This window comes from Streptomyces sp. NBC_00190 (assembly GCF_036203305.1).
Lineage (GTDB): Bacteria > Actinomycetota > Actinomycetes > Streptomycetales > Streptomycetaceae > Streptomyces.
This window is the reverse complement of record NZ_CP108131.1, coordinates 443419-470417: the sequence shown is the minus strand read 5'-3', so window position 1 is coordinate 470417 and position 26999 is coordinate 443419. Positions and strand designations below refer to the sequence as shown.

Genomic DNA, 26999 nt, shown 5'->3' with positions numbered 1-26999 from the left:
TGTCAGACCTCGGCGGCAGCTTCCGCTTCCACTTCGGCTGCGTCGTCGGGGGTCGCTGGTTTGGGGAGGCCGGGCAGGAACAGGCACAGCGGGACGGCGACGAGGGTGAAGGCCACTGACCACCAGAAGGCGGTGCCGAAGCCGTCGGCCAAGGCGCCCGGGGTGTGGGCGTCACCGGTGCTGCGCTGGAGGATGGCGGCGAGGACGGCGATGCCCACTGAACCGCCCATCTGCTGGGCGACGCGGGTGATGATGCTGGCGTCCGGGATCTCCTCGTGCTCCAGCCCGACGTAGCCGGCGCCCATGGGCGCGATCATGGCGGCACCCAAAGCGATGCCGCGGGCGAACAGCGCGGCCATGAGCAGCACCTCGCTGGTGTCGGCGGTGACGAAGGCGAACGGCACGGTGGTTGCAGCGACACAGGCGAATGCCCAGGAGGCGACCTTGCGGGGGCCGATGCGATCGGTGTACTTGCCTGCCAGGCCGCGTGCGAGGAGGGCGCCGACACCCTGTGGGATGAGCAGCAGTCCGGCGCCGAGGGCGTCCTCGCTGCGTACCTGCTGAAAGTACAGGGGCAGCAGCATCATCGACCCGAACAGGGAGATGCCGCCCAGGAAGAGCAGTGTGGAGGAGGAGGCCACCGCGCGGTGGCGGAACAGCCGCACATTGACCAGGGTGCCGGTGGTGCGGGTCAGCGCCCGGACGGTGAAGCCCCCGACCAGGGCGAGTCCGCCGATCAGCGGGATGAGGACCTTGGCGTCGGTAAAGCCCGTGCTGCCCTCGACCTGGGAGAGGCCATCGACGAGGGCGGCGAAGCCCGGGCAGAGCATGAGCAGGCCGACGACATCCAGGCGGGCGCGGGCGCGTTCGGGCGGAGGCCGGTCGTTGGGCAGATAGCGCCAGGCGAGCCAGCCGCCGACGAGGCAGAAGGGAATGTTGACGAAGAACAGCCAGCGCCAGTCGGCCAGATGCAGGATGAGGCCGCCCAGAACCGGGCCGAGGATCGGGCCGAGCGCCGTGGGTACGGTGATGACGGCCATGACCTTGCCTATGTCGCGGCCCAGGGCGGCCTGCATGAGCAGCGTGGCCATGAGCGGCATCATGATGCCCCCTGCGATGCCCTGGATGACGCGGAAGCCGATGAGGCTGGTCGCGTCCCACGCCAGCGCGCTCAGAGCCGAGCCGAGCAGGAACACGCCCAGGGCCGCGATCCACAGATGCCGACCGCCGAACCGTGACTGGGCCCATCCGGCGAGTGGGATGGTGACGAACACGGCCAGCAGGTAGCCGGTGCTCACCCACTGGACGGTGGACAGATGGGCGTCGAGTTCCTTCGTCAGGTCGTTGAGCGCGACGCTGACGATGGTGGTGTCGAAGACGACGGCGAGGGCGCCCACGATGAGGGTGATCGCCATGCGCCACACGGCGGGATCTAAACGATCAGGGTCCGCCGTCGCACGCGCGGGGTCGGTCTGGTTGGGAGTGCTCACGAGCAGCCACCTTAAGATACAGCGGTCTATCTTATGGCCGTCAGAGTAGAGTGCCTGAATAAGAAAGACAACCTTTCTAATGGAGGGTCGTATGCCCGAGCGACGCCGCGGAGCGGCACTGGAGAAGGCGCTGCTCGATGCGGCCTGGGAAGAACTCACAGACACCGGCTACGCCAGGTTCACCATGGACGCCGTCGTCAAGCGCGCGGGCACCAGCCCCCCCGTCCTCTACCGCCGCTGGTCCAGCCGCGACGACCTCGTCCGGGCGGCCATCGTCCACACCATGAAGGAGTCCCGCCTCGACACTCCCGACACGGGAAGCCTGCGGGAGGACATACTCACCCTCATGCGGGAGATCAACTCCACCCGCGTCCAGCTCATCACCGTCATGAACATGCACCTGGCCGACTATCACCAGGAGACCGGAACCAGTCCCGGCGCCCTGCGCGACCCCCTCGTGACGGGACGCGCGGAAGCTCTCGACGTACTCTTCGGCCGCGCCGTCGACCGTGGCGAGATCGCACCGGAACTCCTCACAGAACGCATCAAGTCCCTCCCCTTCGACCTGCTGCGCCATGAAATCCTCACGACCTTCGCCCCTGTACCCGACCACGCCCTCGAAGAGATCGTCGACACGGTCTTCCTCCCCCTGGTCGGCTTTGTTCACGGGCCGTGAAGCCCGTTCCTCCCGACGCCGGGTTCTGGCTCAGCTTCTGATTGCTCTGAGACGGCGTCTGATCAACTTTCAGGCGGCGAGGTGCCGCGAACGCAGGCTCGATCAGAGCCCACCGGGCATCGGACACGTCACCGCGAGACGGGCGCCGAAACTTCACAGCCCAAGCAGCGAAGTGCAGGCGCCTCAGCCACAACAGCACCCCCAAAGCCCCTCCGGGTAGATCAGACGCACTCTTACTGCCCCGGTCGGCAGCACCCCAGCCCGGCTCGGGTTCCTTAGTCGCCGGGCAGGTCAGGGACGGTCGGTGCTCAGGGGGAGGCTCGCTCCGGCGCGTACGGAATGGATGACCGCGTCATGCAGGGCCCGGCTTGCGTCCTCGCTCGGGCACGGGACGGGGCTTCCGGCGAGGGGGAGCCAGTCGGACCCCCCGCTGTACTGCACCGTGACGTGCGCCAGACCATCGGCCTCGGTCCACGTGGTGTGAATATCGAGCTCACCGGTGAGGACGTGGCCTGCCTCGCCGGTCTGGACTCCGTTCCGTCCGGCGAAAACCCCACGGGTGGTCCATGATGCCCAGCTCATCCGGCCTCCCAGCTGCACTCGTCGTCCTGCCAGTGTGAACGAGTCGGCCCCGCCTCGCTCTACGGGCCGCGGATGATGCTCCGGATCACGTGAGGGTGGTACGTAGCACTTTCACGCACTTTCACGTTCTGCCTTACCGGCCGTGCCAGTGGACGGGTCTCGCCAATCATGCCCTTCGCGGGTACACCTTCTGGCCACGGCTCGGATCGGGGCAGCTCGGGCCGTGTCAAGAGCATTGACAGAAAATGAACACAACCGCACGCTGGGAGCGCTCTCAGACTTCAATACATCTATCCATGTCCGCCGCCTCCCCTCGGCGGGTCCCCCACGCAAGGAGGAAGAGAGTGTCCCGCTTGTCGAAAGTGCTCACATTCGGGGTCTCGGCCATGGTGGCCGCCGCCGGTCTGATGTTCATGGGGCCGTCACCGTCCGCAGAGGCGGTACCGGCCACTATCCCGCTCACGATCAAGAACACCTCGGGCCGCAGCGAACCGGTCTACATCTACAACCTGGGCACCCTGCTCGCGACGGGTCAGCAGGGCTGGGCCGACGCCAACGGTACGTTCCACCCCTGGCCCGTAGGGGGCAATCCGCCGACCCCCGCGCCCGACGCGTCGATCGCGGGTCCGGCCAACGGGCAGACCAAGACGATCCGGATGCCCAAGTTCTCCGGGCGCGTCTACTTCTCCATCGGCCAGAAGATCGTCTTCAAGGTCAGCACCGGCGGCCTGGTTCAGCCTGCCGTGCAGAATCCCTCCGACCCCAACCGGGGCACGCTGTTCAACTGGTCCGAGTACACGCTCAACGACGCCGGACTGTGGATCAACAGCACCCAGGTCGATATGTTCTCCGCTCCCTACGCGGTGGGCGTGAAGGCGGCCAACGGCACGGTCAGGAACACCGGTCGGCTCAAGCCGGGCGGATACAACGCCGTCTTCAGCCAGCTGCGTTCGGCCGGCTGGGGCGGGTTGATCCAGAGCCGCCCCGACGGCACGCCGGTGCGAGCGCTTTCGCCCGGTCACGGCATCGAGGCGGGCGGAATACCGGCCGGCGTCATGAACGACTACGTCAACCGGGTCTGGAGCAAGTACAGCACTTCCACGCTCACCGTGACGCCGTTCGCGAACGAACCGAACACCAAGTACTACGGCCGGGTCTCGGGCAACGTCATGAACTTCACCAACAGCTCGGGAGCGGTGGTCACCAGCTTCCAGAAGCCGGACTCCGACAGCATCTTCGGCTGCTACAAACTCCTGGACGCACCCAACGACACTGTCCGCGGTCCGATCTCCCGCACCCTGTGCGCAGGCTTCAACCGGTCGACGCTCCTGACGAACCCGAACCAACCCGACGCGAACGGCACCAACTTCTACCGAGACGCCGTCTCCAACCACTACTCCCGCATCATCCACGAACAGATGGCCGACGGTAAGGCGTACGGCTTCGCCTTCGACGACGTGGGCGCCCACGAGGCACTGGTCCACGACGGCAACCCGCAAGAAGCCTTCATGACGCTGGAACCGTTCAACTAGGACTGTCCGGGATGGACCAGTCTGGGCAGTACCGAGGCACACGCCGACGTGGCGTCAGGACGGCTGCGAGATTGCGCTGATGAGCACCATGCGCCGCCCGCGCGGGCACGGACAGGACCCCTCCACGAGGATCAGGCGGAGCGCGTGGTCCGTGGTCGTACAACGACGGGAACGCGGGCAGGGCGAGCTGCCAGTTGCGGGCGGCGCGCGCGAGGCGGCGCAACGGCGTGGTGGACGCGCTCGACTCCGTGGTTAAGAGAGCCCGGGACGTCGCCGGTCTGTGACCGGTTGAAGTGACTTCCGTCATGGCCCGGCGCACGGGTTCTGACACAGCTTCTATCCGCCGGGGGTTGGGCAGCTCAGGCGACCGGCGGAGCGCCGGAGCCTGACGTCCCTGCGGTTCAAGGTCTCCCAAGTCCGGTGGTCGCAGCGGCTGCTCACGGTGAGCCTGGGTAACCCCCCTTCCGGATCAGCTGCTTGTGGCCCCAGCTAGGGGGTGCCTCCTTGCTCTCGGAGCCGAAGGCGCATGGGCAGGGGCAGACGGGCGAAGGCCGGCGGCGGGGGGCTGTCAGCGGTCAGGCGGTCAGTTCTCGCAGGCCTCCGGGTGTGGGAGTGAGGTCGTGGCAGATGAACCACTCGGTGGCCAGGATCTCCTTCCGAGCCTTGGCCGGGAGCCCGGCGAGCAGGGCGGGGAGGGAGCGGGCCCGTGTCGCTTCGGATCGGTGCGCGTGGATGGCGGCCCACTTCTGTTCGGTCCAAGCGCGGACATCGATGGTCGCGGTGATCATCTCATCGGGGACGGTGCGCAGACGCTTGCCCACGACGGCGACCAGGCTGGCCAGATCGCGGGCTCCCGAGTGTGGGTGTGCGGAGAAGCAGAGGGTGCTGGGTTGCCATGGAGGGTCGGCTTGCGGGTAGAGGTCCTCGAGTCCTGCGGCGTGTACAGCCAGGAGGACGACCTGGTGGGTTCGGATGTGGTCGGGGTGGCCGGAGGATCCGTACGCGTCGTGGGTGAGCACGATGTCCGGGCGGAAGGCGCGCAGGTGGGCGACGACGCGTTCGACGGCCTCGTCGAGCGGGGCGTCGCAGAGCCGCGGTTGGCCGGGCGCGGAGGACGGAATCCGGTGATCGGCATAGCCGAGCATGCGGTGTTCCCCGGCGCCGAGGATGCTCAGGGCCTCGGCGAGTTCGCCGGCGCGGTGGCTGTCGGGGGACCAGGTGGCGGTAACAACGGCTGTTCGGGCGCCGGCCGCGCCGTGCTGGGCGAGGACTCCGCAGGCCACCAGGGATTCGTCGTCGGGGTGGGCGAAGACGCCCATCATGCTCGGCACGGTCACGGGTTCTCCAGGGAGATGAGAGGGGGCCTTCCGCGTCTGCTCGCGCGGGGAGTCCAGGGCTTGCGCACGGGCACGGGCAGGCCGGTCAGGTGCTCGGCCCAGCTGGCCAGGTGTGGTCCGAGTTCGTGTCGATCCACTGCTGCCCGTACGGCCTGCCGGTCGCTGGTCAAGGCGGCGGGACCGCCGCTGCCTCGCTCGTGGCCTCGTAGGCGCGCACGGGCGGCAGGTTCTTGATGATGCCGGGCCACACGGCGTTCAGGGCCTGGGCAGTTGGGGTGAAGACGGGGCCCAGGCAGGCCAGAGAGTGGGGGTCATGCCACTCCCAGCGTTCGAACAACTTCGGCTCCCGGTTGGCAGGCTCTCCGCTCCAGGCGGTGATGCGGACGACCGCCGTCAGTCGGGGCAGGCCCTGGGTGTCGTCCAGGAGCATGGTCAGCAGATGTGCGTCGGACTCCGCGGCGAGGAGGCCGGTCTCCTCTGCGAGTTCGCGTACGGCCGCGGCCTCGAATCCCTCGCCGACGGCGTTCTTCCCTCCGGGCAGCTCCCACATCCCGCAGGTGGAGCGGCCGAGCAGAACGCGGCCCGCAGGATCGGTGACCATTGCGTACACACCGGTCAGCGCGTGCCCGGTGGTGGGCCCCTTTTCCGCGGCCGTGGTGTCCGCGTGGCAGGGCCCACGCAGGACCAGCATCGCCAGCTCATCAGCAGGCAACCGTTCGGCATGCTCCCAGCCGGAGGAGAGCAGGCCGATCTCTGCCTCGTCGAGCGCGATGTCGCGTCGCTCGTCCGGGGTGTTCTCCTTCAGCGGCGTGATCACCACGACCGCGCCACCGGGCCGCAGCCGCTCGCCGAGCCCGTGGAGGATCCTGGTGCGGTCCCGCAGGAACGGATAGACCAGGCGCAGGGTGATCACGTCGTAGCCGTCGTCGGTGAGCCCGGCCGTATCGCCTGACTCGATATCCAGCTCCAGCCACCGCACGCTGCCGGCTTCCGCGTGCTCGGCGCGTGCCCGGTCGATCGCGCTCGCGGCGTAGTCCACGGCGTCCACCCGGTAGCCGAGACCAGCCAGGAATGCGGCGAGTTCCCCGGTTCCGCAGCCCAGTTCCAGGGCCCGCCCTCCGTCCGGGGCGGGGACATGTTCCTTGAGCAAGGCCCGTTCCGTCTCCCCAAGGTGCCGGAAGCCCTTCCCATCGGCGTAGTGCTTGTGCCATTCGTCCTGCCTGACATACCCCAACGGAGCTACTCCTTCGTGTGGTGGCGAGTGGTTCAAGGACGCCGGGCTTTGCGGAGATGGGCCAAGAGGACTTCCAGCCACAGGTGGGGCCCGTGGCGGCCGCGGCCGGGCGCAGGCGCCCCGGGATACTTCGCACGGTCGTCGGCGGTTCGGGATTCGTGGTTCGTGGTTCGGGCGGAGGAGCATCGGTTACTGCGGGTACCTCCATCAACGGCGCGAATCGGATCGGGGACGGTTGGGGAGTCAGTCCCAGCCCATCTCGGTGTAGAGGCGTCCGGCCTGGACCCCTTCGATCGCGGCCTCCGTGTAGGGGACGATCGGCTCGGGCAGGGCGTGCGGGCTCCACCAAGCCCAGGACAGGCACTTGTCCGGCTCCCGCACTCGCGGGGTCCCGCTCCACCGCCGCGCCCGGAACACAAGCTGCAGCCTGGGACGGGTGCCAGGCTTGTCGATCACATGGACGAGGTGCGCGAGCGCGAGGTCGCCCGGGTCGATCCTCAGCCCGGCTTCCTCCCACGCTTCCCTGACCAGGCAGGCGCTCGCTGCCTCCTGCTCGCAGTGTCCCGCCAGATAGTGATGCGTGCCGCCTGCGTAGGCGGAGTCGGGGTGGCGCAGCCCCAGGAGGACCCGTCCCTCTGGGTCTTCCAGATGCAGGTGGGCCCCGACGGCGTTGAGAACGGCGCTCATGCCCCGCCTCCCGCGACCGCGCCGCCGCGCCGTGTTCCGCCGTTGTCCGGCGGCGTCGCGGGGACCACCCCGTCCAGGCTGTCGGTCGGGGCAGGCAGGGTATTGGTGTTCATCGGTTCACCAGTCGCTCGGGGTACGGCGGGAGGGGCAGGCATGGACCGCAGCGTGCGGAGGGGGGAGAAGTACAAGGCTGCGCAGGGGACGACCAGAGCGAGAGCGCCGACCACGAGGGCGGTTCGGACGCCGAACCGGCTCCCGATCCCCCCGGCGACGAGGGCCGCCAGCGGGCGGGAACCGGCGGTCAGCCACGTGGAGACCGCCTGCATGCGGGCTTGCATGCCGGCAGCCGCGACACATTGACGGATGGAGCGCTGTGTCGTGCCGGCCATACCCGCACAGCACAGCTGCACGAAGAACGCGACCGCGACCGCGATTTGCCATCCGAAGCCGCGGCGGGCGAGGAGCAGCGGAATCTGAGCCGCGGGCGTGACCATCAGGGCCGCGAGCATCATCGGGCCGGGACCGTACCGTCGTGTCACGGCCGGTGCGAGCAGCGATCCCGTGGCGGCGCCGAGCGCGCCCAGACCCATCACCGCGCTGAAGCGGCTCGCCGGCATGGCCAGCTCGCGCAGCAGGTACAGCGCCCACAGGGTATTGAGCAGGCCGAGGCCGAGCGAGGTGGTGGCGTTGACCAGGGTCAGCGTGCGCAGGTTGACGTCCGCGAAGACGTAGCGCATGCCCTCGCGGATCTCCTCGCTCAGGCGGCTGGTCCTCCGGTCCGGAACGAGAACCTCGGAGACCTCGCCCTTCTTGATCCGGGCGGTGCACCAGGCACTGATCAGGTACGAGAGCACGTCCACGAGCAGGGCCCGGGCTGTCCCGACCAGACCGGCGAGCGCCGCGCCGAACTGGGTGCCGCACACTGCGGCGATGGCGAAGAGCGCACCGATGCGGCTGTTGCCCTTCTGGATCAGGGAACGGTCCACCAGCGCCGGCACGATGCTGATCGCCGCGGCGTCGTGCATCATCCCCGCTGTCGAGCTCACCGCGGCGACGACCATGAGCTGGCCCATGGTCAACGCTCCGAAGGCGGAGCCCAGCGGCAGGGAGAGCACCGCGAAGGCGCTCACCAGGTCACCGCAGATCATCACCCTCCGCTTGGGCCTGCGCTCGGCGATCACCCCCGCGTACAAGGCGAACAGCAGCGGAGGCAACTGACCGACCACAGCCAGCAGCGCCACCTGGCCGGTAGAGGCCTCCATCTCGATCACTGCCAGGAGCGGGATGACCACGACGCTCAGGGACGATCCCGCGACCGATGCCGCTTCACCTGCGATGTACAGGCGGAACGCCCGGTGGTGCCACAGCGACGACACCTCCACTGCCGGCTCCTGTGATGAAGACCGGGCGTCAGGCAATGCGCTCACGCGGGCCCTCCGATCCACGCGGCGCTGCGGCGGGGCGCATTCACTGCGTTGCTCCCGGCGGGTCAGAGGGAAAGGCGGCGGTGCTGTAGAGGGTGCCCGCGACGTACTGGTCGAGAACAGCATGGGCCAGGGGGTGACAGTCGGCCGGAAGACCGCCGGGATCCGCCCACACCACCTCGCTGTGCAGACCAGGCGCGGCGTTGCGGGGCTCCCCCGCCCAGTGCTGTGCGGTGAAGATGGCGCACAGACGCCCCGCGCCCGACTCGCACCGGTAGTGCAGGAGGCCCGCAAACTCGATGTCCTGCGACTCCACGCGGATGCCGAGGCTCTGGAGGGCCTCGCGGCGTACCGCCGTGTCCAGCCATTCCGCTGCCTCCAGGCGCCCCCCGATGAGGGCCAAGCAGCCCCGGTCGACGCCGGAGGCGTGACGTACCAGGGCCGCCCTGCCATCGGGTCGAAGAGCAACCAGGACCACGCTGGTGAGGGGCCGGTAACCCGGGCCGCAGCGAACAGGTCCCGAGGTGTTCTGTTCGACCGGGACCAGGGCTGTGCGGGGGCTGAGCATTGTCGGCAAAGGTCCTCCTAGGACGCCGGAACCGAGCAGCAGTCGAACAACCAGCCACCCCCGGGTGCCGTAACGGCCCCGGGAGGGCGAAAACTTCGAACATGATTGCGAGCCAGCTGTCCAAGCCAGTCCCCTCGGGCATGGACGCGCTCGAACTCACACGTTCGAGTGGCTGCGGCGGCGCAGCACCCGATCAGGGACTTGCGTGGCCCCTCGGATCGTGCGGCGGCGGCTACTGCCGGCCCGCGGCCGGTGAACTTCGCCGACGTCGGGGCTCGCCAGGGACGCTCCTGGTGAACCGCATCGGGCAGCCCTGGCCTCCCCGGTTGATGGCGGGGTCCTGTGAGGCTGTCCGGGGCCGGTGGTTACGCTCTGCGGCGTGACGGGATCAACGACAGCCATCGCCCAGTGCAGGGCAGCGCTCGGGGAGGCGCCGCGCCGCTTCTCCTGGTTCGACAAGGTCAGATACCTGCGGATACCCAGGTCCGACTGGGTAGAGCGCGAGGATCCGCTCGCGGAGATTTTGAAGGCCCAGGACGTGCTGCTGTCCGAGGGCCGCCTGGTCTGGGGCGCCATCGTGCAGGCGAACAATGCTCTGTTCGCACGCGGCTGGGACGACCTCCCGGCTGCCGTGATCTACAGCCCTGACACTGCGGTGTTCGACGACAGCCCGGACCTGCTCCTCGACATCGCGCAGGAGCTGTACCGGTTGAAGGGGACCCGGCAGCAGGATCCTGAACTCGCCGCGTTCTCGCGCATGCTCGCCAGCGAAATGGACCGGGAGATGAGGTTGGAGGTTCCCCGGCGACTGACGGGCAGTGCCGCCGTCTACTGCACCGACGTCATCGTCGCCCGTAGACATCTCCCGGGCCGGGTACTGAACGAGCGGGTCTTCCCCCTGCTCATTGCTCCGGAGCGCACCGCGATGACGATGATGCTGCCGAGCCGCTTCTGGCCATCGCCGGCCTGACCGCATGAGACGGGGGCGTGGCTTCTGAGCATCGAAGTCGTCCATCCGGGCCGTCTGCCGTGCTCGGTGACAGGTGCTGTGACCGAGCACGGCATCTGTCGCATGAGCACTGGTTCTGTCGAGCTGCGCATGTGAAGTGACCGAGCGTGCTGGGCGAAAGTCGCCGAGCTGAACATCTCGGCGACGGCGGAGGTGCGACAGTCGGGGAAGCCCAGCGACCTTCCCGCGAGGTGATCGCGGGTGTTCCTGGCAACACAATTCCCGATTGCCGACCTGCGCCCTCTCCTGGCCCGGGAGACCCGCCGACTCGACGTTCCCTGTTGGCCGCTGGCGCAGTCGGGCGAGTTCGTCAGGTCGACCGGGCCGGTACGCGCCCGGAAGCGGGGCGGACTGGTCCCGTGGCGTGGGGAGGGCGACTTCTGCGACGCCGCCGTCGTATTTCGCTTTCCGCCGAGTTTTTCGGAAATCCCCCTTCTGCCCGGGGACGAGCGCACATCCGGCTTTGCCTGCGTCCACCGGCGGCTGATCGCGGGCGGGTTCGTCAGCAGCCGGCTCTCCGCCGTGAAGCGGGGCCAGCGGAGGGCGCCGGACAGCAGGTCGCTCGGTGGCGTCTGGAGTGGAAGTCAGGAAGGCTGGGGCGCATGGTTTCGGTATTGCAGAACGTAGCGATTGATTGTGCGGATGCCTTCGAGCTGGCCTGGTTCTGGAGCAGTGTGACGGGCCGTCCGATGCATCCGCATGTCAGACCGGGTGACCGGGAGACTCAGGTGCTGCTGGCGGAGGGCCCGATGCTGTACTTCAACCAGGTGCCCGAGGCTAAGACGATCAAGAATCGGATCCATCTGTGTCTGCGCCCTGAGACCTCGCGCGATCAGGAGGTGGACCGGCTGCTGGCCCTCGGTGCCACTTTTGTCGCTGATCACCGGAATCCTGATGGTTCAGGCTGGGCAGTCCTTGCTGATCCCGAAGGCAACGAATTCTGCGTTCTGCGCAGTGAGTCCGAGCGAGCCGCCATGAATTCCTGACGCCGACGCGCCGTCCTGGCCGGTTTCGTGCGCCAGCTGGTCACAGCCACTCGTTGATGCCCGCGAGTGTGCGAGGTGGAGCGGGGCCAGCGCCGTTGGCGAGGGCTGCGTCGAGGACGCGGTCCCGCCTCAGCTGATCGACGTCACGGGCAATTCCTTGACCAACTTGTCCATTCAGAACGTGCCCACCTCCGCGGGGGGCGGCGTGACGCGGACCCAGACGGAACAGCAGCTCTCCGGCGGCCTGGCACATCTCCTCGGAGCGGTCTCGTCGCTGAGGACGCCCAGCAGGACCATGACCGCTCTGGCCTCCTCCTCGCTCGTGATCGCGGGGCACGGCTCAGAGGGACGTTTCGTACTCGCCCTGGATGCGCATGTGCGCGCCGGCCCCCCAGGTGTAGGGGATCCTGCCGGGCGGAACCCAGCCGCCGTCTTTCGGGCGGGTCGCGAACACCGTTGCCACGTTGCCACCGTTCGCGATGACGGGTGTGAGCGTCTTCCACGTGCCGCGGGTCCCGTCGCGGTAGCGGCCGGTGCCCTGCCAGCCCCAAGCGGTGCTGCCGACTTCCGCCGCCGGGATGGGCAGCGAAGCTGTGATCTCCGTTGACCCGAGCGTGCTTCCGGCGCCCCAAGACAGGTCGGCGACGTAGTGGACGGTCGGGCCGACCCGGGTGTACCGACCGCCCGCCACGCAGGAGCCGAGCGCGGTCAGACCCGACCAGACGGGGATGTACGGCATCCAGGCCAGGTGGTGTTCGCCGGACAAGGGGACGGCCGCGGCCATGGCCAGAGCGCGCTCGATCGTCGGCCGGTCGGCGGGGTCCTTGGCGAGCAGGGCGGTGATCAGCGAGGCAAGGGGAGTATCGGCGCGTTGAGGTGGTGGGGGATGGTGCAGTGCCACCGCCGCCAGCGTGGCGGTCGGGGTCTCGCGCCGGAAAGGCGACCTGCCCTCCAGCGCCTCGTACAGCGTGACGCCGAGCGAGAACAGATCTCCGGCGCCCTGGTCCTCCGTACCGTTGAGCCTCTCAGGGGCCATGTACTCGGCCGAGCCGACGACCCCGCCCGTCACCGTGAGCGCGGTGTCGGCCCTGTGTACGGCGATGCCGAAGTCGGCGAGCAGCACATCACCGTCCACGGCGAGCATCACGTTGGCGGGCTTGAGGTCCCGGTGCACTATCCCCGCCGCGTGGGCCGCCTCAAGTGCCTTGAGCAGTGCGGTGGCCACCTGCGCCACCCGAGGGGCGGGCATCGGCCCCTCGATCCGCAGGTGTGCCTCCAGGGAGCGCCCCTCGACGAGGTGCATCACGATCCACGGAACCCCGTCCTCGACCACCACGTCGTGGACCGCGACGATGTGCCGCTCGTCGCGCAGCTTCGCCGCGTTGCGCGCCTCTCGGGCGGCACGAGCCAGCCGTGACGCCTGCTCGCGCTCCGAGCCGGCCTGCTGCGGAAGCCAGACCTCCTTGACCGCCACCTCCACATCCAGCGCCTCGTCGTGGGCCCTCCACACCCGTCCGAACCCTCCGGACCCCAGGGGCCGGACGAGTCGGTAGCGCCCCCCGATGGCCCTTCCCGGCTGCACCTGCGCTGCCAACGGCCCCGCCCTTCCACTGGTTGACCGCCCGATCCGGTGCCCAAGCGGTCGAGATCAGAGACTACGGATCCCTCCATCGGGGTTCAATGACCAGGCAGTCGCCCAGGCTGCCCGACCTCATTCCGCCCATCCCGCCGCCCGCGGACGCGTGCGCGTGGCCGAGACAGTGGAGTGCGCCGAGCCGTCGGCCTCCGGGGTGCAGCCGGTCGAACCCGGTGATCGGTAAGAATCGGTTCGGCTGACAACCCGCGCGGCCCGGATACCGATTCGTCCGCTGACCTGACCACCCGCACCCAAGCCATGAGGACCCGCCCGTGTCTGACCGCCGTCATGGAGGCAATGACATCCACGCCCGCTTCGCCTCCGTCTTCGACCTCGATGCTCGCCTGCCCGGCATGGTCTTCAGGAGGGACGCGGGAGACACGTTGTTCGTCGAGTTCGATGTGCTCCTCACCCCGGACCTGTGGCCGGCGCTCTGTGCGATGGCACGGTGGCACGGGGACCAGCACGTCGAACTGCTGGTTCTCGCGCCGGACGACGACAAGTACTCCTTTCCCGCCCTGTCGTTGTCCGTGGAGGCGAGCGTGGACGACTACTGGGACGCGGTCGGCTTCGGACCGGACGACGACGCCGGGGACTCGGTCACGATCATGGCGAACGTCGTCGCCCTGACGGGACCGTCGCGGAAGTGGGGGTGCTGGGGTGAACGGGACCCTGAAGTCGCTGTCTTCCAGGGCTTCCCGGACGCGGGGGCCCGAGACGCGTGGCGCGAGGAGTTCGGGCCCTTTCTGGAGGTGGACGAAGCGCTGAACTCGTACCTTTCCCTGGCCTTCAGGGGCGCCGTCCCCGACTGGTATGCGTCGGCCCTGACAGCCCACTACCGAAACAGCGGGTGTTCGGGTACCTGAGGTCCGCGACGACCTGGGCGACCGCAAGGGAGTACGCCTCGTACGCCGGCTTCCCGATCACCCCGAGTTCGTACTCCAGCTGCTCCACCGCACGCCGGTCGCCGGTCGCCGTCCAAGCCGCGCATGAACACGCCTGCCCCGCACCGCTGCCTCAGCAACCGCATCACGCCGCCCGGGCCCCGGTCAGGTGGCGGGCAGCGGTCGGTTTCCTCCCGGGTGCAGGCGGTCGGTGAGGAAGGCGAGGATCTCGTCGCGGGCCTGGACCGTGGGGTGGCCGGCCTCGTCGACGAAATGGGCGGTGACGACGCTGTGCGGCGTGCCGACCAGGTCGGCGAAGAAGGGCGGCGGGGCCGGGTTGGCGGCGCTGTCCGGGAGGACGCGCCCGTCGAAGGCGTCGCCGAGCAGCGCGCGGTAAGCGGCGAAGCGCTGCCCCGTGCACCAGCGGTCGCCTTCGAAGCGGTAGGCGAGGACGGTGAGTCCGTCGCGGTCGAGCCGGTCGCGTACCGCGCGCGCGTCCGCCGCGTCGAGTTCGAGCCCGCCGGGGTCGTCGAGCGGCAACGAAGGATGGTTGACCACCGGGGCGATCACCGTCGGCTCCAGGGCCATGGTGAGGGCGAAGTTTCCGGTGAAGCACAGGCCGATCACGCCTACCCCCGGCCCACCACACGCCGTGTGGGCCTGGCGCGCCAGGCCGCGCAGCCATACCGTCACCGGGCTGGTGCCACCTCCGGCGAAGGCGCGGAACTCGGAGCTGACACAGGCGCGGCGGACGACCTCCCCACCGCCCTCGACCGTGGGGAAGGCGCCGTCCGCCCCGAACAGGGAGGGTACGTGGACGGTGAAGCCCGCGTCCCGCACCCAGCGCGCGAGCCGCAGGACGTCGGGACTGATGCCCGGCATCTCGGGCAGCACCACGACCGCGGGCCCTGCCCCGGCTACGTACACCGTCTTCTTCACCCCCTCTACGGACACGCTCCGGCGGGTGAAGTCGGTGATCGGGTCGTCGTCGCTCATGGGGCCAGCCTGGTCCCGGGACCGCCCGCCGGGTGAGGGGCGGGATCGCCAAGGCCGGGGGTAATCTCGCCACACGTGAGGGAGGCGAGCGGTGTGCGCGGCGGCCAGGGGGGTGCGGGAGCGATGGCGGAGGCGACGCTGCAGGCCGAGGACGCTGTGGGTCCGGGCACCGGACCGGGTGCGCTGCGGGTCGGGGTCCTGGCGTACCCGGGCTGTTTCGCGTCCGAAGTGTTCGGCGTCCCCGACCTGTTGACGATGGCGGGGCACGTAGCCGGACCGGACGCGCCCGGCTACCGGGTGTCGGTCCTCTCGCCACGCCGCCGGGTCACCGCCTCGGGCGGCGCGAGCCTGGACGTGCGTCCCGTGCACGAGGTCGACGTCCTCGTGGTCCCCGGCTTCGAACTGCACCCGGACGCGGATCTCGACGCCCGGCTCGCACGGCTCGCCCCCGAGATCGCGGCGATCCGCGCGCAGGCCGCCGCCGGCACCGCCGTCGTCTCCCTCTGCGTCGGCGCGTTCCTGCTCGCCGAGGCGGGACTTCTCGACCGGCGCCGGGCCACCACCTCCTGGTTGCACGCCGGTGAACTGGCCAGCCGCTGCCCGGGCGCCGACGTGCGGCCCGAGCACCTGGTCGTCACCGACACGGGGGTGACGACCACTGCAGCCTTCAGCGCCATGTACGACTTCGCGCTGGACCTGATCCGTCGGCACAACGGCGTCCGGGTGGCCCGCACCACCGCACGGTTGGCGCTCGTCGACGACGCGCGGACCTCGCAGACCCCGTACGTCGACCCGCTGCTCCTGCCTCAGCCCGGCCGGGAGTTCTCCCAGCGGGTCATGCGGCGGCTCGACCAGAACCTCGCCGAGCGGTACGACCTCGCCGCCCTCGCCGAGGCCTTCCGCGTCAGTACCCGGACACTGCTGCGCCGCTTCGCCGAAGAGACCGGACGCAGCCCGCTGGCCCATCTGCAGGCCTCCCGGGTCCGCCGCGCCCGCCATCTTCTGGAGACCACCGACCGCACCGTTGCCGCCGTCGCCGCGGCCGTCGGCTACCAGGACCCCGGCACCTTCGCGGCCCTCTTCGCCCGCCACACCGGCCACCGCCCGAGCGCCTACCGGGCCGCCTTCCGCCGCACAGCGCGAGCGTCCGCCGCGGAGGGGGGTCCATAGACGGTGGTGGCCGGGGCGCGGCCTCATCACCGACATCGCCGACGGAGTGAACGGACCGGCCACCGCTTTTCGTTGAGGACTGAGACGAGGGCAGGCGCCTCGTCACGGACGGCGAGTACGTCACACCTCATGTCCGTAGCGCCTGTAGCGTCTGTAGCACCTGAGCCGATTCGCCGGCCCCTTGCGAATCCGCATGTGAGCACCCAGCACGGTCGGCGATCAAGGGGACGGCTGCCAGTCGGGCTGGGTGTTGTGCACCCCCTCGGTGGGCCCGTTGGTGATCCTCTGTTCTGCAGTTCCGTCCAGCCTCTTGGTGTAAATGTCGGCGTTTCCGAGCCTGTTCCATGAGGTGTAGGCGATCCAGGCACCGTCCGGTGAGAAGGCCGGCTGCCAATCCTCCGACACGTCGGTTGTGACTTGTTTCTGTCCGGTGCCGTCGATGTTCATCACGTAAATGTCGGCGTTTCCGCTTCGATTGCTCTGAAAGGCGATTTTCTTTCCGTCAGGAGAAAAGGATGGCCAGGAATCGCTTGCCGGGTTCGTGGTGAGCCGACGCAAACCCAGGCCACTGCACCCCATGATGAAAATATCGCGGTTCCCGCCGACGCGTTTGCTGGAGAAGGCGATCTTGCAGTCGGTCGGAGACCATGCAGGTTCCGTGTCCAGTTCCGGATCGAAGGTGAGCTGCATGGCGAGCCGGGCGCTTTCTGGGTCGAGCCGGTATATCTCGTGGTTGAAGGGCTGCCCGGCGGACACGTCGCGGGTGCTCGTGAAGGCGATGGTCTGCCGCGGCCGGGAAAAGCCCGGGGCGAAGGAAGGTTGAAACTCACCCGACGCGTCTTCGGTGATCCTCATCTCATCCGTACCGTCGGAATTCATGGTGAAGATGTCCCAGTTGTCGTCGCGGAGGCTGGCGAAAGCGATCTTGGTTCCATCGGATGAGAAGACGGGATCGCGGTCGGGTACCGAGTTGTTGGTGAGTCTCCTCAGCGATGCGACATCCTCGCGCGTTCTGCCCGCGTTCATGGTGTAAATTTCGTCGTTGCCGTCGCGGTTGCTCACAAAGACGATCTTTCCGTTCCGGCCTGGAAAGGCTTCGGGTGCCGCATGGGCGTTCGGCGCCCATGGTGCGAGCATGGTGATCGCCAGTGCGCCGACCATCAGATACCGTGACCGCAGCCTCATCGTCACCATCTCCCCGTGCTGCATGCCCCTTTCGAGGCTACCCCCGCCATCTCGGCCGCGCCCGCTCGGCTGCGTTGCTGCATTTCCTGTCGCGAACGGCGGTGCGGTGGTGCCTTCAGCCGCCACCTCTGTGGAGGAAGAGAAGGAGGCTGCTTGCCTGGTCGGGGGTCAGGGCGACCGGAATGTTCCGGGGAGGTGGCGTCCCATTGGCGATGGCGAGGAGGCAGCCCTCGGCCTCTTGGGGCGGCACGCTGTCGAGGATCTCGTCGATGAGTTTCATCATTTCCTCATCGGAGAGCGGTGCAGGGTCGTCGGGGTTCGCCGGCGTCTTGTCGTCCATTTTCCAACCTTGAAAATGTAGTGATTGGATCACTTGTGTGCGCCCCTGCCGCGGCTGGTTGCCCCGTCACCATTTCAGTCCGGGAGTGCACCCGGTGCTGTGGCGATTGCCCGCCCAACCCTGCCCGTGCTCCTGTTCCACGCCCGGTTGGGCGAGGTGGTCCGGGGTGCGGGGTCCGGCCTGCGCCGGGGCGCGCGCCAACGCCGCGAGGGCGCATCCGAGGGGCAGCGGTCAGGCGCCGCGCCTGTACGGCGGGTGTGGGTGCGGGGAGTCATCTGGGCTTGCCGTCGTCCTGTGGTACGGCGCCGTGCTGTGGCCGGTAGCGTCCATGTTCCAACATGGCGACCTGGTCCGTCGGTGTCGCTGCGACCCGCCTACGACCCATCCGAACGGGCGAACCCGGCTGCAGCAGGCCCTGGCCCCCCGGGGGCCGGAGGCGTGGGAATATCCGGCGTCTTCTGATCCGACGCCGCTTCCAGGATCCCTGAGATTCGAGCCGGGTCAGCCCGGTGGTCACCTGACACCGGCCGGGCGGACGCGAGCGCCGGCTCGGTGCGCCGGTCGGGTGGTGCGCCGAAGGCCGTGTGGATCCGTGAGCAGGCGGGGGCATAAGTGGGGGTGTTCGTCGCGGGCATGGGTATGGGCAGGGCCGTGGGCGTGTCGACCGCCGGGTGCGGGGTGGCCCGCGTACACCGGTTCGTGCCATCGGGGCGCAGCCCCTTGGCTTAGGGAGCGGACGGCCGGGCAGGCGCCATGAGTCCGCACGGCGCGGACCGGACGGCACAGGAGCGAAGAAGCAGGTGGACGTGGTCGAAGCCTCGGGAACGAGAGCAGTGCGAGGATCGCTTCTGCGTGGCGGCGGATCGGCAGGTGCCCCATGTGCGGCTTGAGCGGGGAGGTGCGCTTCGACGGCGGCCGTCCCGACCTCGCGGCAGTCGAACGTATGACCGACGTCCTGGAGCCGCGCGGGCCCGACGGCCGAGGCGCCTGGTCGCACGGAGCGGTCGCCGTGGGGCATCGGCGCTTGAAGATCATCGACCTGTCGGAGCGGGGTGCCCAGCCCATGACCGACGCCCGGCTGGGGCTGACGGCGGTCTTCAACGGCTGCATCTACAACCACCGCGAGGTGCGCAGCCGACTCGAAGGCATCGGACACCGGTTCTTCTCCGACTCCGACACCGAGGTCCTCGTCAAGGCGTACGCCCAGTGGGGCCGGGAATGCGTGGACCTCCTCGTCGGCATGTTCGCCTTCGCCATCGTGGAGCACCACACGGGCCGTGTCGTGCTCGGCCGTGACCGCCTGGGCATCAAGCCCCTGTACGTCACCCAGGACGCCCACCGGCTCCGCTTCGCCTCCACCCTGCCAGCCCTGCTGGCGGGCGGGGGAGTCGACACCTCCGTCGACCCGGTGGCGCTCCACCAGTACCTCAGCTGGCACGGCACCGTACCGGCGCCCAGGACCGTACTGGCTGGAGTGCGCAAGATCCCGCCGGCCACCGTCCGTGTCGTGGAGCGGGACGGCACCCACCACGACCACTGCTACTGGCAGCCCTCCTACACCCGCCACTCCGAACTCGGCGCGGACCCGGCGCTCTGGCGCGAGGCGGTGCACGACGCGCTGCGCACCGCGGTGCGGCGGCGCACGGTCGCGGACGTCCCCGTCGGCGTGCTGCTCTCGGGAGGCCTGGACTCCAGCCTGATCGTGGCCCTGCTGGCGGAGCAAGGGCTGGACCTTCTGGAGCTCCCCACCTTCGCAATGGGCTTCGAAGCGGAGAACGGGGAGGACGGCGACGAATTCCGGTTCTCCGACCTCGTCGCCCGCACGTTCTCGACCGATCACCACAAATTCATGATCCCGACCGGACGGCTCGCCGCCGCGTTGGAAGGCGCGATCGGAGCCATGAGCGAGCCGATGGTCAGCCATGACGCCGTGGCGTTCCATCTGCTGTCCGAGCAGGTCGCCAAGGACGTCAAGGTGGTGCTCTGCGGCCAGGGAGCGGACGAGGTGTTCGCCGGCTACCACTGGTACCCGCCGATCGCCTCGGCCAGCCGGGAGGGCGCGCCCGCAGCGTACGCCGACGCGTACTTCGACCGGACGCACGACGAGGTCACCGCCATGCTGCACCCGGATGCCGCGGCGGCCCGTGACGCCTCCCTGGAGTTCGTCCGTTCCCACATGGCCGCCCCCGGCGCCGAAACCTCCCTCGACGCTGCCCTGCGGATGGACGTCCATGCGTTCATGCCCGACGACCCGGTCAAGCGGGTCGACAACATGACCATGGCCTGGGGCCTGGAGGCGCGCGTGCCGTTCCTGGACCACGAGCTCGTCGAACTCGCCGCCGCCTGCCCCCCTGAGCTCAAGCTGGACCAGGGCGGCAAGGCCGTGCTCAAGGACATCGGCCGCAAGGCCTTGCCCCCGGAGATCGTGGACCGCCCCAAGGGCTACTTCCCCGTGCCGGGGATCCGGCAGATGGCCGAGCCGGTGCTGGCCCGCGTACGGGACGCGCTGACCGCACCGGAGGCGCGCCGGCGCGGGATCTTCGACCAGCGGCACGTGGCCGCACTGCTGGCGGAACCCGACCGCTACCGTGCCAAGCGGGGAGCCAGCACGCTGTGGCAGGTGGCTTCGCTGGAGATCTGGTTGCAGGTGCACGGCATCCACTGATCCGCGACGGCCCGCCGACGGCGCAGCCCCGACGAAGCGGAGAGAGGCGGAGAGAGGCCGAGAGAGGCGGAGAGAGGAGGAGGGAGACGGCCATGCCCCTGGATCGTACGAAGCCGACGGCCCCGTCGTCCGGCGCGCCGGAAGTCCCCGTACCGGCACCCGCGCCCGTTCGCGTGCCGGACGACCACCACGGCGATCCGCCCACCCTCCTCCCCGCGCACGGATGCTGGTATCCCGCGGCCGACCCCACCGGCGAGCACGTGGCGTTCATCTGCGACCGCGCAGGGGTCCCACAACTGTGGAGCGGGCCGGCCCGGAGCGCCGAGGCCCACGTCCTCGACGCCGACCCCGACCCCGTGACCGAGGTGTCGTGGTCCCCCGACGGGCGCTGGATCGCCTACACCTCGGCCCCGGGCGGCGGCGAGCACACCCGGGTCCTGGTGGTGCGCCCCGACGGGACCGCCCGTCGCGTGCTCGCCGGCGCCGAGGCGGGCGGCACCGCGCACCTCGGATCCTGGACCCGCGACGGCTCCGCCCTCGCCGTCACGATCGCCTGGTCGTCGGAGGCGGCCGCCGAGCACAGCGGGCCCGGACACCTGTCGCAGGAGGCATCCGCGCGGCTCGCGACGTCCGAGGCCACGGCCCCGGTGGCAGGCCCCGGGGCGGCCTGGACGGAACGTGGCGGATCCGCGACCCTCCTCGGCGGTAGCCGTAGCGGTAGCGCCGACGGAGGAGGCGCCGCTGGCGACGCCCCCCGTACGGGGCCCCTGGTCCCGGGTGCCGGCAGCCGGGCGGATGCCGGACCGGCGCCGGGCGGGGGGCTGGCCGTCTACCTCGTCGACCCGGACGGCACGGACGCCCCGGTCCTGCTGTTCAGCGAACCGGGGGCCGCCTCCCTGCGCGTCTGCGACTTGAGCGCGGACGGCCGGTTCGCGCTGCTGCGCCGAGGCCCGCGCGGCCACCGCGAGGGCCTCGTACTGGACACCGTGGCGGGCCGCACCACGTGCGCACTGCGGGTCGCCGACGGGGACCCCTGGATCGGCCGGTTCTCTCCCGACGCGCGCACCCTGTGGCTGCGCAGCGACTGGGAGCGGGAGTACGCGGCCCTCCTGCGGGTCCGGCTGGACGAGGACGGCGCCTCCGAAGGCACCTTCGTCGCGGCCGAGCGCGAAGGGTCCGCCCTCGACCTGCTGACCGTCCCCGACCACGGGCGGTGGGGCCTGGTCGCCTGGAACGCCCACGGCGCCAGCGAACTGCAGAGCATCGCCCTTCCCACCGCGGACGCGGACGGCGAGGGCGACTCCGGACCGCACCAGCGCCCGGACCTGCCCCACGAGGTGGTGACCCGCATGGCCGTGGGCGGCGGCGCGGCATTCGCTGCCCTGTCGGGCTCGCTCCGCAGGCCCGGCATCTGGGAACTGGACGGTGGCGGCCTCCCCGTACGCGCCCCCTGGACGGCGCGCGACGAGGAGGCGGCCCCGCCCGGCCGGCCCCCCGTACGCCCGGCACCCGTGCGCTGCCGTGCCCGGGACGGGCTGATGCTGGGCGGCTGGTACTACCGGACGCCCGACCGGGACCCGGGCCGTCCGGCTCCGTGCGTGATCCACCTCCACGGCGGTCCGGAGGAACAGGAGCGGCCGGTGTTCAACCCGCTCTACCACGAACTCCTCAGCCGTGGCCTGGACGTCTTCGCCCCCGACGTCCGCGGCTCGTCCGGCTGGGGACGGTCCTTCGTCGACGCCGACCTCGGCGCCGGCCGGTTCGCGGCGATCGACGACGTCGCCGACTGCGCGGCCCACGTGGTGTCGCTCGGATACGCCGACCCCCGGCGGCTGGGGGTCATGGGGCGCTCGTACGGCGGCTACCTGACGATGGCCTCGCTGGTCTGGCATCCGGAGCTGTTCCGCACCGGAGTGGCCGTGTGCGGGATGTCGGACTTCGACACGTTCTTCGCCGGCACGGAACCGTGGATCGCACAGTCCGCGGCCGCCAAGTACGGGCACCCCGAACACGACCGGGAGCTGCTGCGCTCACTGTCCCCGATGAGCCGCGTCCACGAGTTGCGCGTCCCCGTACTGGCGGTCCACGGCGAGCACGACACCAATGTCCCGCCGACCGAATCGGAGCAGTTCGTCCGCGCCGCCCGCGACCGCGGGCTGCCCGCGGAACTGCTGGTGCTCCGCGACGAAGGCCACGAATTCCTCCGGGCGGACAACCGCCGCACCTACCGACGCGCCGCCGCTAGCTGGCTTGAGCGCCATCTCGGGGCGAGCCCGACGTCATGAGGCCCGGGGGAGCGCTGCGCCGGTCCGCTGCCGACGGGCCAGTGGCGTGCGCAGAGCCGAGACGCACGGGTCAGGTGTCGAGTTCACGCCGCCACAGTTCCTCCGTAAGCCGGTTCACCCCCGCCGCGAGGTGGCGGCGGTACGTGGACATCGGCAGGCCGAGCAGGTCCGCGGCACGCTGCTGGGTGCCCGCCGGCTGGAGATAGGTGTGGTGGAGCGCCCGGTGGGAACGCCGGTCGCGCGGGGCCGCCTGGAGCTCGGCGGCCGTCTCCCTGAGCAGGGCCGACAAGGCGGTGGCCCGCTCGTCCGGCCCCGCGCCCTGCCCCGCCCGGGACGCGACCGCGCGTGAGCGCAGCAAGACCGAGCCGCGTAGCCCGCCGGCCCGCCCCAGCCCGTGCAGGGCCTCGCGCACTCCGGCGGCGAAGGTCTCGGCGTCGAGCACGCGCATAGTGCCGCCGGGTTCGTCGGGCGCCGCCACCGCCAACGGGTCGGCCGCCGATTCCCGTTCGCAGAGCAGGCTCAGCCAGGCGAGAGGGGGCGTGCGGCGCCAGTCGTGGACGTACGTTCCGTACGAGCGGCCGCCGACGGTGAAGTCGGACTGCGGCAGGCGGTCGAAGTCCGTGTACGCGCAGCCGTCGGCCCGGAACTCCGGGTCGGCGAAGGGGAGGAGGGTGAGCGCGGGCCGCTGCTCCGCTGTGAGGTAGTGGTGGGTCAGCCGCAAGGTGATGAGGCTCTGGACGGCGGAGACGTCCTGGTACGTGTCCCGGGCCAGCCACGTCCGCACCAGCAAGGCCCGCTCGCCCGCGCGCAGGCCGCCGTGGTGGGCGAGCCAGTCGGCGGCGGCCGCGGTGGCCGGGTCCGCGGTGACGGCCGGGTCGTCAAGGTCCTCGGCGCCGAGGGCGAGCAGGAGGTAGAAGCCTGCGGGGGAGGGCGGTGGCTCCGCCGCCCGTACGGTGGCCCAGGTGGCGGCCGGATGGGCCCACCAGCCGCGCAGCAGCCGGGCGGACTCCGGTCCCTCGTACCGTCCGGCCATGGCCAGGAGCTCCGGGAGCTCGGTCTTCTCCGTCGCCGTGATCGACAGGGCGTCGAGGTGCGTGGAGCCGGCCGCCGCGGCAGTGGTGAAGCCCCGGCCCGTATTCCCCGGCGCCGTACCGGCCTGCGGCTCACAGCTGCCGCCTCGGTCGCCGCGGCCTGCGCCGCGGCGCTCCTCGCCACCGCCGGCCCGGCCTCGGCCAGCCAGTTCTTCGGAGGCACCCTGCACCCGGGCGAGCAGCGCTGCGTCCAGCAGTACGCCTCCTACCAGGTCCGCGCCGACGGCAAGGCAACCGGGCAGGGCGCGAAGTTCAAGCTGCAGTACAACGGAGTGACGGTTCCCGGTACCGGTTCGCCGGGCCTGGTGACCAACTGGGCCGCCGACCTGCGTACGGCTTGGGGCACCTTCCCCGGTGCCGGCTACTACACCGCCTGCGCGACCAACAACGGCACCGCGGACACCAACGTCCGGCTGGAACTGAAGACCGACGGCGAGGTCTTCTGACCAGGCCGTCCACCCTGTCACAGGTCCCCGCGCCACCCGGCGCGGGGACCTCCGCATGCCACCCACCGCTGGTGTCACGGCACCCGATGCCGCGCGCCAGGGCGCCACTCAGGCAGGAGTTCGACTATGGCCGATCACCGCCGGGGCGCTCGGGTGCCGGCGCCGAGCCCTGAATGTGAGGGGCGGGTCTCGACCCCGAGGTGCGGTACGCCACGGTGGAGGGCGTGGCCGTCGATGGTGATGGTGTGGGTGGTCTTGATGGTGCCGGTGAGGTCGGCGAGGTTGCCGTCGAGGTGGATGGTGTTGCCGTCGGTGCGGTAGGTGCCCTTGTTGATGCCGATCTTGAAGACGGGACAGTTCTTCTGGTTGCAGACGTAGTTGTTGATCTGTTCGAAGCGGCCGTCAGCGGTGAAGGTCAGTTGCTCGATGTAGTGGGTGATTCCGGGGCGGTTCTTGTCGACGGGCTCGGACCAGTGACCGACAAGGCGTACATCGCGGGCGGACGCCGTGGTCTCCCCGACCCTCGCCGCGGACACGGGCGCGGGGGTGGCGGCGGCTGGTCCGACGGAAGTCAGTACGGTCAGGAGCAGCAGCGCGGTGGTCAGCCCTGCACGGGTTTTCGTCGTCGTCATGGCGGGAGGGTCTCCTATCGGTGGTGGTGGCGGGTGCATCCCCGCCGGGGCTTCACCCGGTCGCGCCGCATCGCTGCTGCTCGGGGCGTGGGGAAGCCGGGGTCGTGCTGCTGTCGGACCGGCGGGCTGCCGCTGGCGGGGTGAAAGCCCGGGTCAGCCGCGGGTGTTGGCGGCCTGGTGCGCCACGCGGTTGCCGGCACACACGGCATTGAGGAATCCGACGGGGTGGTTCGGTTCGCAGCGTGCCGGTCGGGGTGCGGGGTCGGTCTGGGGTGCGGGCTCGTCGCGCACGAGATGCCTCCGTGGCCAAGGGGAAGAGGGCGGCTGTCGCCGGACGGACCGAACGTAGCCCTCAGGCACCCCGGGCTGTGTTCCGGAGGTCGCCGCCACGGCTCGTTCCGGGTGCCGTCCGGATGCCGAAAAGCGGCTCCACCGAGGTGCGGCAGGCGGTCTTACCTGCCCACTCCTTCCTTTCGGCGGGGCCGGCGGCGCCTGTTGGTGATCGGCTGGAGATGTACCACTCGTAAAGCGGGGCCAATGCGTGATGAGTCCCCGCCGGGCATCGGGCCCGGATAGCGCGGGCGGTCGCAGGGCTCCACGCCAGACGGTGAAGGAACCCCGGCCCGGCCCTTTTCCGAGAATCAGCAAGGGGCTGCCGGTCGTTGAGAGCCGGTCCCGGGTCCGGGAGGACCGCAGTCCTTCACCGGACTCCTGCTCGGTGGGCTCGTGCTGCTCGCCCCCACCGCCGCCTCGGCAGCGACCACCGGGCCCGCCGCCCCCTGTTGTGTCGCTGGCGTCGATGCCGCCTCCCTGCCACGGAGCCGACGTACGCCGCTCGCCGTGCCACCGACCAGCACCAACGCACAGACCTCCCACTGCCTTTCACACGGCTGTCGCGAGACCGAGAGATCGCAGCTGTGGGGTCACTGTCTTCAGGTGAGTGATCCGGGGTGTCACTGCTGCCGGGTGATAGATGTACAGGTCGTGTACTGACGCGAAGGCGAGAGATCGCAGCCCACCGAATGCCAAAGGAGAACTCCATGTCCGGCATCCGTGCCGCCTTGTTCACCATCCCGCTCGTTGTCGGATTCCTCGGCACCACCGCATTACCCGCGGGAGCAGCCGGCTCCCAAAGCTCCCGCCCCGCCAAGTCACTCACCTGCCGCGGGGCCGGCGTCGACCCCGGAGCCCGTGTCCGGCACCGGGCCGAGATCCTCATCAACGCACCGCTGCGTACGGTCTGGAAGCTGCAGACCGACGTCGAACGCTGGCCGACCTGGCAGGCTCCCGTAACGACCGCGGAACGCCTCGACCACGGTCCCCTCCGCCAGGGTTCGGCCTTCCGGTGGACAACCCCGGTACCTCCCAACCCGACTCCGGCCACCAGCCTGGAGATCACCTCGACTGTCGAACAGCTCCGGCACCACTCCTGCATCCGCTGGACGGGCCCCGCGATCGGTGAGGGGCTGCACATCGACGGCGTCCACGTGTGGAACTTCACCCAGGTCCCGGGCGGCGTCAGGGTGAGCACCGAGGAGACCCATACCGGCCCTCAGGTCGACGCGGACGTCCCCACCGCGACCGCCATCCTCCGTCAGGGACTTGAAGCATGGTTGAACGACCTGAAGGCCACCGCCGAGGCCCGCGCCCACCACCGGCCGGACTGACCCCCAGAACCCCGTTCTCGTGGACAGAGCCAGCCGAAGTAGGCCCGGCGGAGTTGAAGGGGCGTCCGGGTGTACGCCGGTAGCTGTCCGGCTACGCGTCGGTGGTCAGCGACTGCGCGTCGGTGCCCGCCCGACGACGGCGCCGCACCAGCACACCCGTACCGGCCAGTGCGGCGAGCACGGCGGCAGTGCCGCCCCAGACCGCCCAGTACAGGCCGGTGGCAACGGGCTTGCCCACGAGGACGACCTGCGCGGAGTGCGTCTCGAGGCCGTGGTGGCTGACCACCGTGAGCGGGTAGGTCCCCGGCGGAACGTCGTCGCGCAGCGTTGTGTGCCCGGTGTAGAGCGTGGAGCCGTCGTCGCACTTGCACCCGGGGTCGTCCGGTCCCGTTCGTCCGGATGCGCACGTCCTTGGTGAAGGCAGGGGACTTGGCGACGAGCGAGTCCTCGCCGGGCATGGCATGGTCGTCGCCGAGG

At 70.0% G+C, this 26999-nt stretch carries 24 protein-coding genes; 10 read left to right on the top strand and 14 right to left on the bottom strand.

The window, feature by feature from the left end; all coding sequences use genetic code 11:
* Window positions 1-2 precede the first annotated feature (2 nt).
* Window positions 3-1415: an MDR family MFS transporter gene (locus OG429_RS02515; RefSeq protein ID WP_328923606.1), complete on the bottom strand. Its 1413-nt coding sequence runs from the start codon at window positions 1413-1415 to the stop codon at window positions 3-5.
* A gap of 166 nt (window positions 1416-1581) precedes the next feature.
* On the opposite strand from OG429_RS02515, the gene OG429_RS02510 reads away from it, so the two are divergent.
* Window positions 1582-2166 (top strand): TetR/AcrR family transcriptional regulator, encoded by a 585-nt coding sequence (locus OG429_RS02510; protein WP_328923605.1) that lies wholly within the window; start codon window positions 1582-1584, stop codon window positions 2164-2166.
* 291 nt (window positions 2167-2457) lie between these two features.
* Here the strand turns inward: OG429_RS02510 and OG429_RS02505 are convergent, their stop codons facing one another.
* On the bottom strand, window positions 2458-2748 hold the full coding sequence (locus tag OG429_RS02505) for a hypothetical protein (protein ID WP_328923604.1): 291 nt from the start codon (window positions 2746-2748) through the stop codon (window positions 2458-2460).
* A gap of 386 nt (window positions 2749-3134) precedes the next feature.
* Here OG429_RS02505 and OG429_RS02500 point away from each other — a divergent pair, with 386 nt between their 5' ends.
* The gene (locus OG429_RS02500; RefSeq protein WP_328930138.1) at window positions 3135-4280 is read left to right on the top strand and encodes a glycoside hydrolase family 64 protein; all 1146 of its coding nucleotides are present in this window, start codon (window positions 3135-3137) and stop codon (window positions 4278-4280) included.
* A gap of 575 nt (window positions 4281-4855) precedes the next feature.
* Here OG429_RS02500 and OG429_RS02495 read toward each other — a convergent pair.
* The 5 genes from OG429_RS02495 to OG429_RS02475 form a co-directional block, all read right to left on the bottom strand.
* Window positions 4856-5617, bottom strand: coding sequence for a PIG-L deacetylase family protein (locus OG429_RS02495; RefSeq protein ID WP_328923603.1), 762 nt, complete (start codon window positions 5615-5617; stop codon window positions 4856-4858).
* 166 nt (window positions 5618-5783) lie between these two features.
* On the bottom strand, window positions 5784-6767 hold the full coding sequence (locus OG429_RS02490) for a bifunctional class I SAM-dependent methyltransferase/NUDIX hydrolase (RefSeq protein ID WP_328923602.1): 984 nt from the start codon (window positions 6765-6767) through the stop codon (window positions 5784-5786).
* Window positions 6768-7094: 327 nt separating this feature from the next.
* Complete coding sequence (locus OG429_RS02485; RefSeq protein WP_328923601.1) at window positions 7095-7538, bottom strand: NUDIX hydrolase; 444 nt, start codon at window positions 7536-7538, stop codon at window positions 7095-7097.
* Window positions 7535-8920, bottom strand: a complete 1386-nt coding sequence (locus OG429_RS02480; RefSeq protein WP_328923600.1) for an MFS transporter — start codon at window positions 8918-8920, stop codon at window positions 7535-7537. The genes OG429_RS02485 and OG429_RS02480 overlap by 4 nt, the downstream gene beginning before the upstream one ends.
* Window positions 8921-9005: 85 nt before the next feature.
* Window positions 9006-9530, bottom strand: coding sequence for an NUDIX domain-containing protein (locus tag OG429_RS02475; RefSeq protein WP_328923599.1), 525 nt, complete (start codon window positions 9528-9530; stop codon window positions 9006-9008).
* Window positions 9531-9909: 379 nt separating this feature from the next.
* Between OG429_RS02475 and OG429_RS02470 the strand changes: the two genes are divergently transcribed.
* Together OG429_RS02470 and OG429_RS02465 are read left to right on the top strand one after the other, a co-directional pair.
* On the top strand, window positions 9910-10500 hold the full coding sequence (locus tag OG429_RS02470; RefSeq protein ID WP_328923598.1) for a hypothetical protein: 591 nt from the start codon (window positions 9910-9912) through the stop codon (window positions 10498-10500).
* 641 nt (window positions 10501-11141) lie between these two features.
* Window positions 11142-11525, top strand: coding sequence for a VOC family protein (locus OG429_RS02465; RefSeq protein WP_328923597.1), 384 nt, complete (start codon window positions 11142-11144; stop codon window positions 11523-11525).
* Window positions 11526-11865: 340 nt separating this feature from the next.
* On the opposite strand, the gene OG429_RS02460 is transcribed toward OG429_RS02465, so the two are convergent.
* The gene (locus OG429_RS02460) at window positions 11866-13107 is read right to left on the bottom strand and encodes a serine/threonine-protein kinase (protein ID WP_328930137.1); all 1242 of its coding nucleotides are present in this window, start codon (window positions 13105-13107) and stop codon (window positions 11866-11868) included.
* Between the two features lie 326 nt (window positions 13108-13433).
* On the opposite strand from OG429_RS02460, the gene OG429_RS02455 reads away from it, so the two are divergent.
* A complete protein-coding gene (locus OG429_RS02455; protein ID WP_328923596.1) occupies window positions 13434-14027 on the top strand; it encodes a hypothetical protein in 594 nt (197 codons plus the stop codon).
* A 183-nt stretch (window positions 14028-14210) separates the two neighbouring features.
* On the opposite strand, the gene OG429_RS02450 is transcribed toward OG429_RS02455, so the two are convergent.
* Window positions 14211-15041 (bottom strand): dienelactone hydrolase family protein, encoded by an 831-nt coding sequence (locus OG429_RS02450; RefSeq protein WP_328923595.1) that lies wholly within the window; start codon window positions 15039-15041, stop codon window positions 14211-14213.
* A gap of 75 nt (window positions 15042-15116) precedes the next feature.
* Between OG429_RS02450 and OG429_RS02445 the strand changes: the two genes are divergently transcribed.
* Complete coding sequence (locus OG429_RS02445; RefSeq protein ID WP_328923594.1) at window positions 15117-16211, top strand: GlxA family transcriptional regulator; 1095 nt, start codon at window positions 15117-15119, stop codon at window positions 16209-16211.
* Between the two features lie 219 nt (window positions 16212-16430).
* Here the strand turns inward: OG429_RS02445 and OG429_RS02440 are convergent, their stop codons facing one another.
* Both OG429_RS02440 and OG429_RS02435 read right to left on the bottom strand, forming a co-directional pair.
* Window positions 16431-17372, bottom strand: coding sequence for a TolB family protein (locus tag OG429_RS02440; protein ID WP_328923593.1), 942 nt, complete (start codon window positions 17370-17372; stop codon window positions 16431-16433).
* Between the two features lie 139 nt (window positions 17373-17511).
* Window positions 17512-17736, bottom strand: a complete 225-nt coding sequence (locus OG429_RS02435; RefSeq protein ID WP_328923592.1) for a hypothetical protein — start codon at window positions 17734-17736, stop codon at window positions 17512-17514.
* 877 nt (window positions 17737-18613) lie between these two features.
* Between OG429_RS02435 and OG429_RS02430 the strand changes: the two genes are divergently transcribed.
* Both OG429_RS02430 and OG429_RS02425 read left to right on the top strand, forming a co-directional pair.
* Window positions 18614-20401 carry an N-acetylglutaminylglutamine amidotransferase gene (locus OG429_RS02430; RefSeq protein ID WP_328923591.1) on the top strand — a complete coding sequence of 596 codons (1788 nt, stop codon included), beginning with the start codon at window positions 18614-18616 and terminating at the stop codon, window positions 20399-20401.
* 92 nt (window positions 20402-20493) lie between these two features.
* On the top strand, window positions 20494-22686 hold the full coding sequence (locus OG429_RS02425; protein ID WP_328923590.1) for a prolyl oligopeptidase family serine peptidase: 2193 nt from the start codon (window positions 20494-20496) through the stop codon (window positions 22684-22686).
* 70 nt (window positions 22687-22756) lie between these two features.
* On the opposite strand, the gene OG429_RS02420 is transcribed toward OG429_RS02425, so the two are convergent.
* Window positions 22757-23719, bottom strand: coding sequence for a hypothetical protein (locus OG429_RS02420; RefSeq protein WP_328923589.1), 963 nt, complete (start codon window positions 23717-23719; stop codon window positions 22757-22759).
* Window positions 23720-23776: 57 nt separating this feature from the next.
* Here OG429_RS02420 and OG429_RS02415 point away from each other — a divergent pair, with 57 nt between their 5' ends.
* A complete protein-coding gene (locus tag OG429_RS02415) occupies window positions 23777-24223 on the top strand; it encodes a hypothetical protein (RefSeq protein ID WP_328923588.1) in 447 nt (148 codons plus the stop codon).
* Between the two features lie 134 nt (window positions 24224-24357).
* On the opposite strand, the gene OG429_RS02410 is transcribed toward OG429_RS02415, so the two are convergent.
* Window positions 24358-24855, bottom strand: a complete 498-nt coding sequence (locus OG429_RS02410; RefSeq protein WP_328923587.1) for a hypothetical protein — start codon at window positions 24853-24855, stop codon at window positions 24358-24360.
* Between the two features lie 1040 nt (window positions 24856-25895).
* On the opposite strand from OG429_RS02410, the gene OG429_RS02405 reads away from it, so the two are divergent.
* The gene (locus OG429_RS02405; RefSeq protein WP_328923586.1) at window positions 25896-26522 is read left to right on the top strand and encodes an SRPBCC family protein; all 627 of its coding nucleotides are present in this window, start codon (window positions 25896-25898) and stop codon (window positions 26520-26522) included.
* A gap of 91 nt (window positions 26523-26613) precedes the next feature.
* Here the strand turns inward: OG429_RS02405 and OG429_RS02400 are convergent, their stop codons facing one another.
* Complete coding sequence (locus OG429_RS02400; RefSeq protein ID WP_328923585.1) at window positions 26614-26808, bottom strand: hypothetical protein; 195 nt, start codon at window positions 26806-26808, stop codon at window positions 26614-26616.
* Window positions 26809-26999 lie beyond the last annotated feature (191 nt).

Bases quoted from the DNA above. Each gene is read 5' to 3' on its own strand.
- OG429_RS02440 (WP_328923593.1), bottom strand. From the start codon at position 17,372: ATGGTCGGCGCACTGGCGATCACCATGCTCGCACCATGGGCGCCGAAC.
- OG429_RS02450 (WP_328923595.1), bottom strand. From the start codon at position 15,041: ATGAGCGACGACGACCCGATCACCGACTTCACCCGCCGGAGCGTGTCC.
- OG429_RS02515 (WP_328923606.1), bottom strand. From the start codon at position 1,415: ATGGCGATCACCCTCATCGTGGGCGCCCTCGCCGTCGTCTTCGACACC.
- OG429_RS02465 (WP_328923597.1), top strand. From the start codon at position 11,142: ATGGTTTCGGTATTGCAGAACGTAGCGATTGATTGTGCGGATGCCTTC.
- OG429_RS02485 (WP_328923601.1), bottom strand. From the start codon at position 7,538: ATGAGCGCCGTTCTCAACGCCGTCGGGGCCCACCTGCATCTGGAAGAC.
- OG429_RS02425 (WP_328923590.1), top strand. From the start codon at position 20,494: ATGCCCCTGGATCGTACGAAGCCGACGGCCCCGTCGTCCGGCGCGCCG.
- OG429_RS02430 (WP_328923591.1), top strand. From the start codon at position 18,614: ATGTGCGGCTTGAGCGGGGAGGTGCGCTTCGACGGCGGCCGTCCCGAC.
- OG429_RS02435 (WP_328923592.1), bottom strand. From the start codon at position 17,736: ATGGACGACAAGACGCCGGCGAACCCCGACGACCCTGCACCGCTCTCC.
- OG429_RS02410 (WP_328923587.1), bottom strand. From the start codon at position 24,855: ATGACGACGACGAAAACCCGTGCAGGGCTGACCACCGCGCTGCTGCTC.
- OG429_RS02505 (WP_328923604.1), bottom strand. From the start codon at position 2,748: ATGAGCTGGGCATCATGGACCACCCGTGGGGTTTTCGCCGGACGGAAC.
- OG429_RS02475 (WP_328923599.1), bottom strand. From the start codon at position 9,530: ATGCTCAGCCCCCGCACAGCCCTGGTCCCGGTCGAACAGAACACCTCG.
- OG429_RS02510 (WP_328923605.1), top strand. From the start codon at position 1,582: ATGCCCGAGCGACGCCGCGGAGCGGCACTGGAGAAGGCGCTGCTCGAT.
- OG429_RS02420 (WP_328923589.1), bottom strand. From the start codon at position 23,719: ATGGCCGGACGGTACGAGGGACCGGAGTCCGCCCGGCTGCTGCGCGGC.
- OG429_RS02405 (WP_328923586.1), top strand. From the start codon at position 25,896: ATGTCCGGCATCCGTGCCGCCTTGTTCACCATCCCGCTCGTTGTCGGA.
- OG429_RS02500 (WP_328930138.1), top strand. From the start codon at position 3,135: ATGGTGGCCGCCGCCGGTCTGATGTTCATGGGGCCGTCACCGTCCGCA.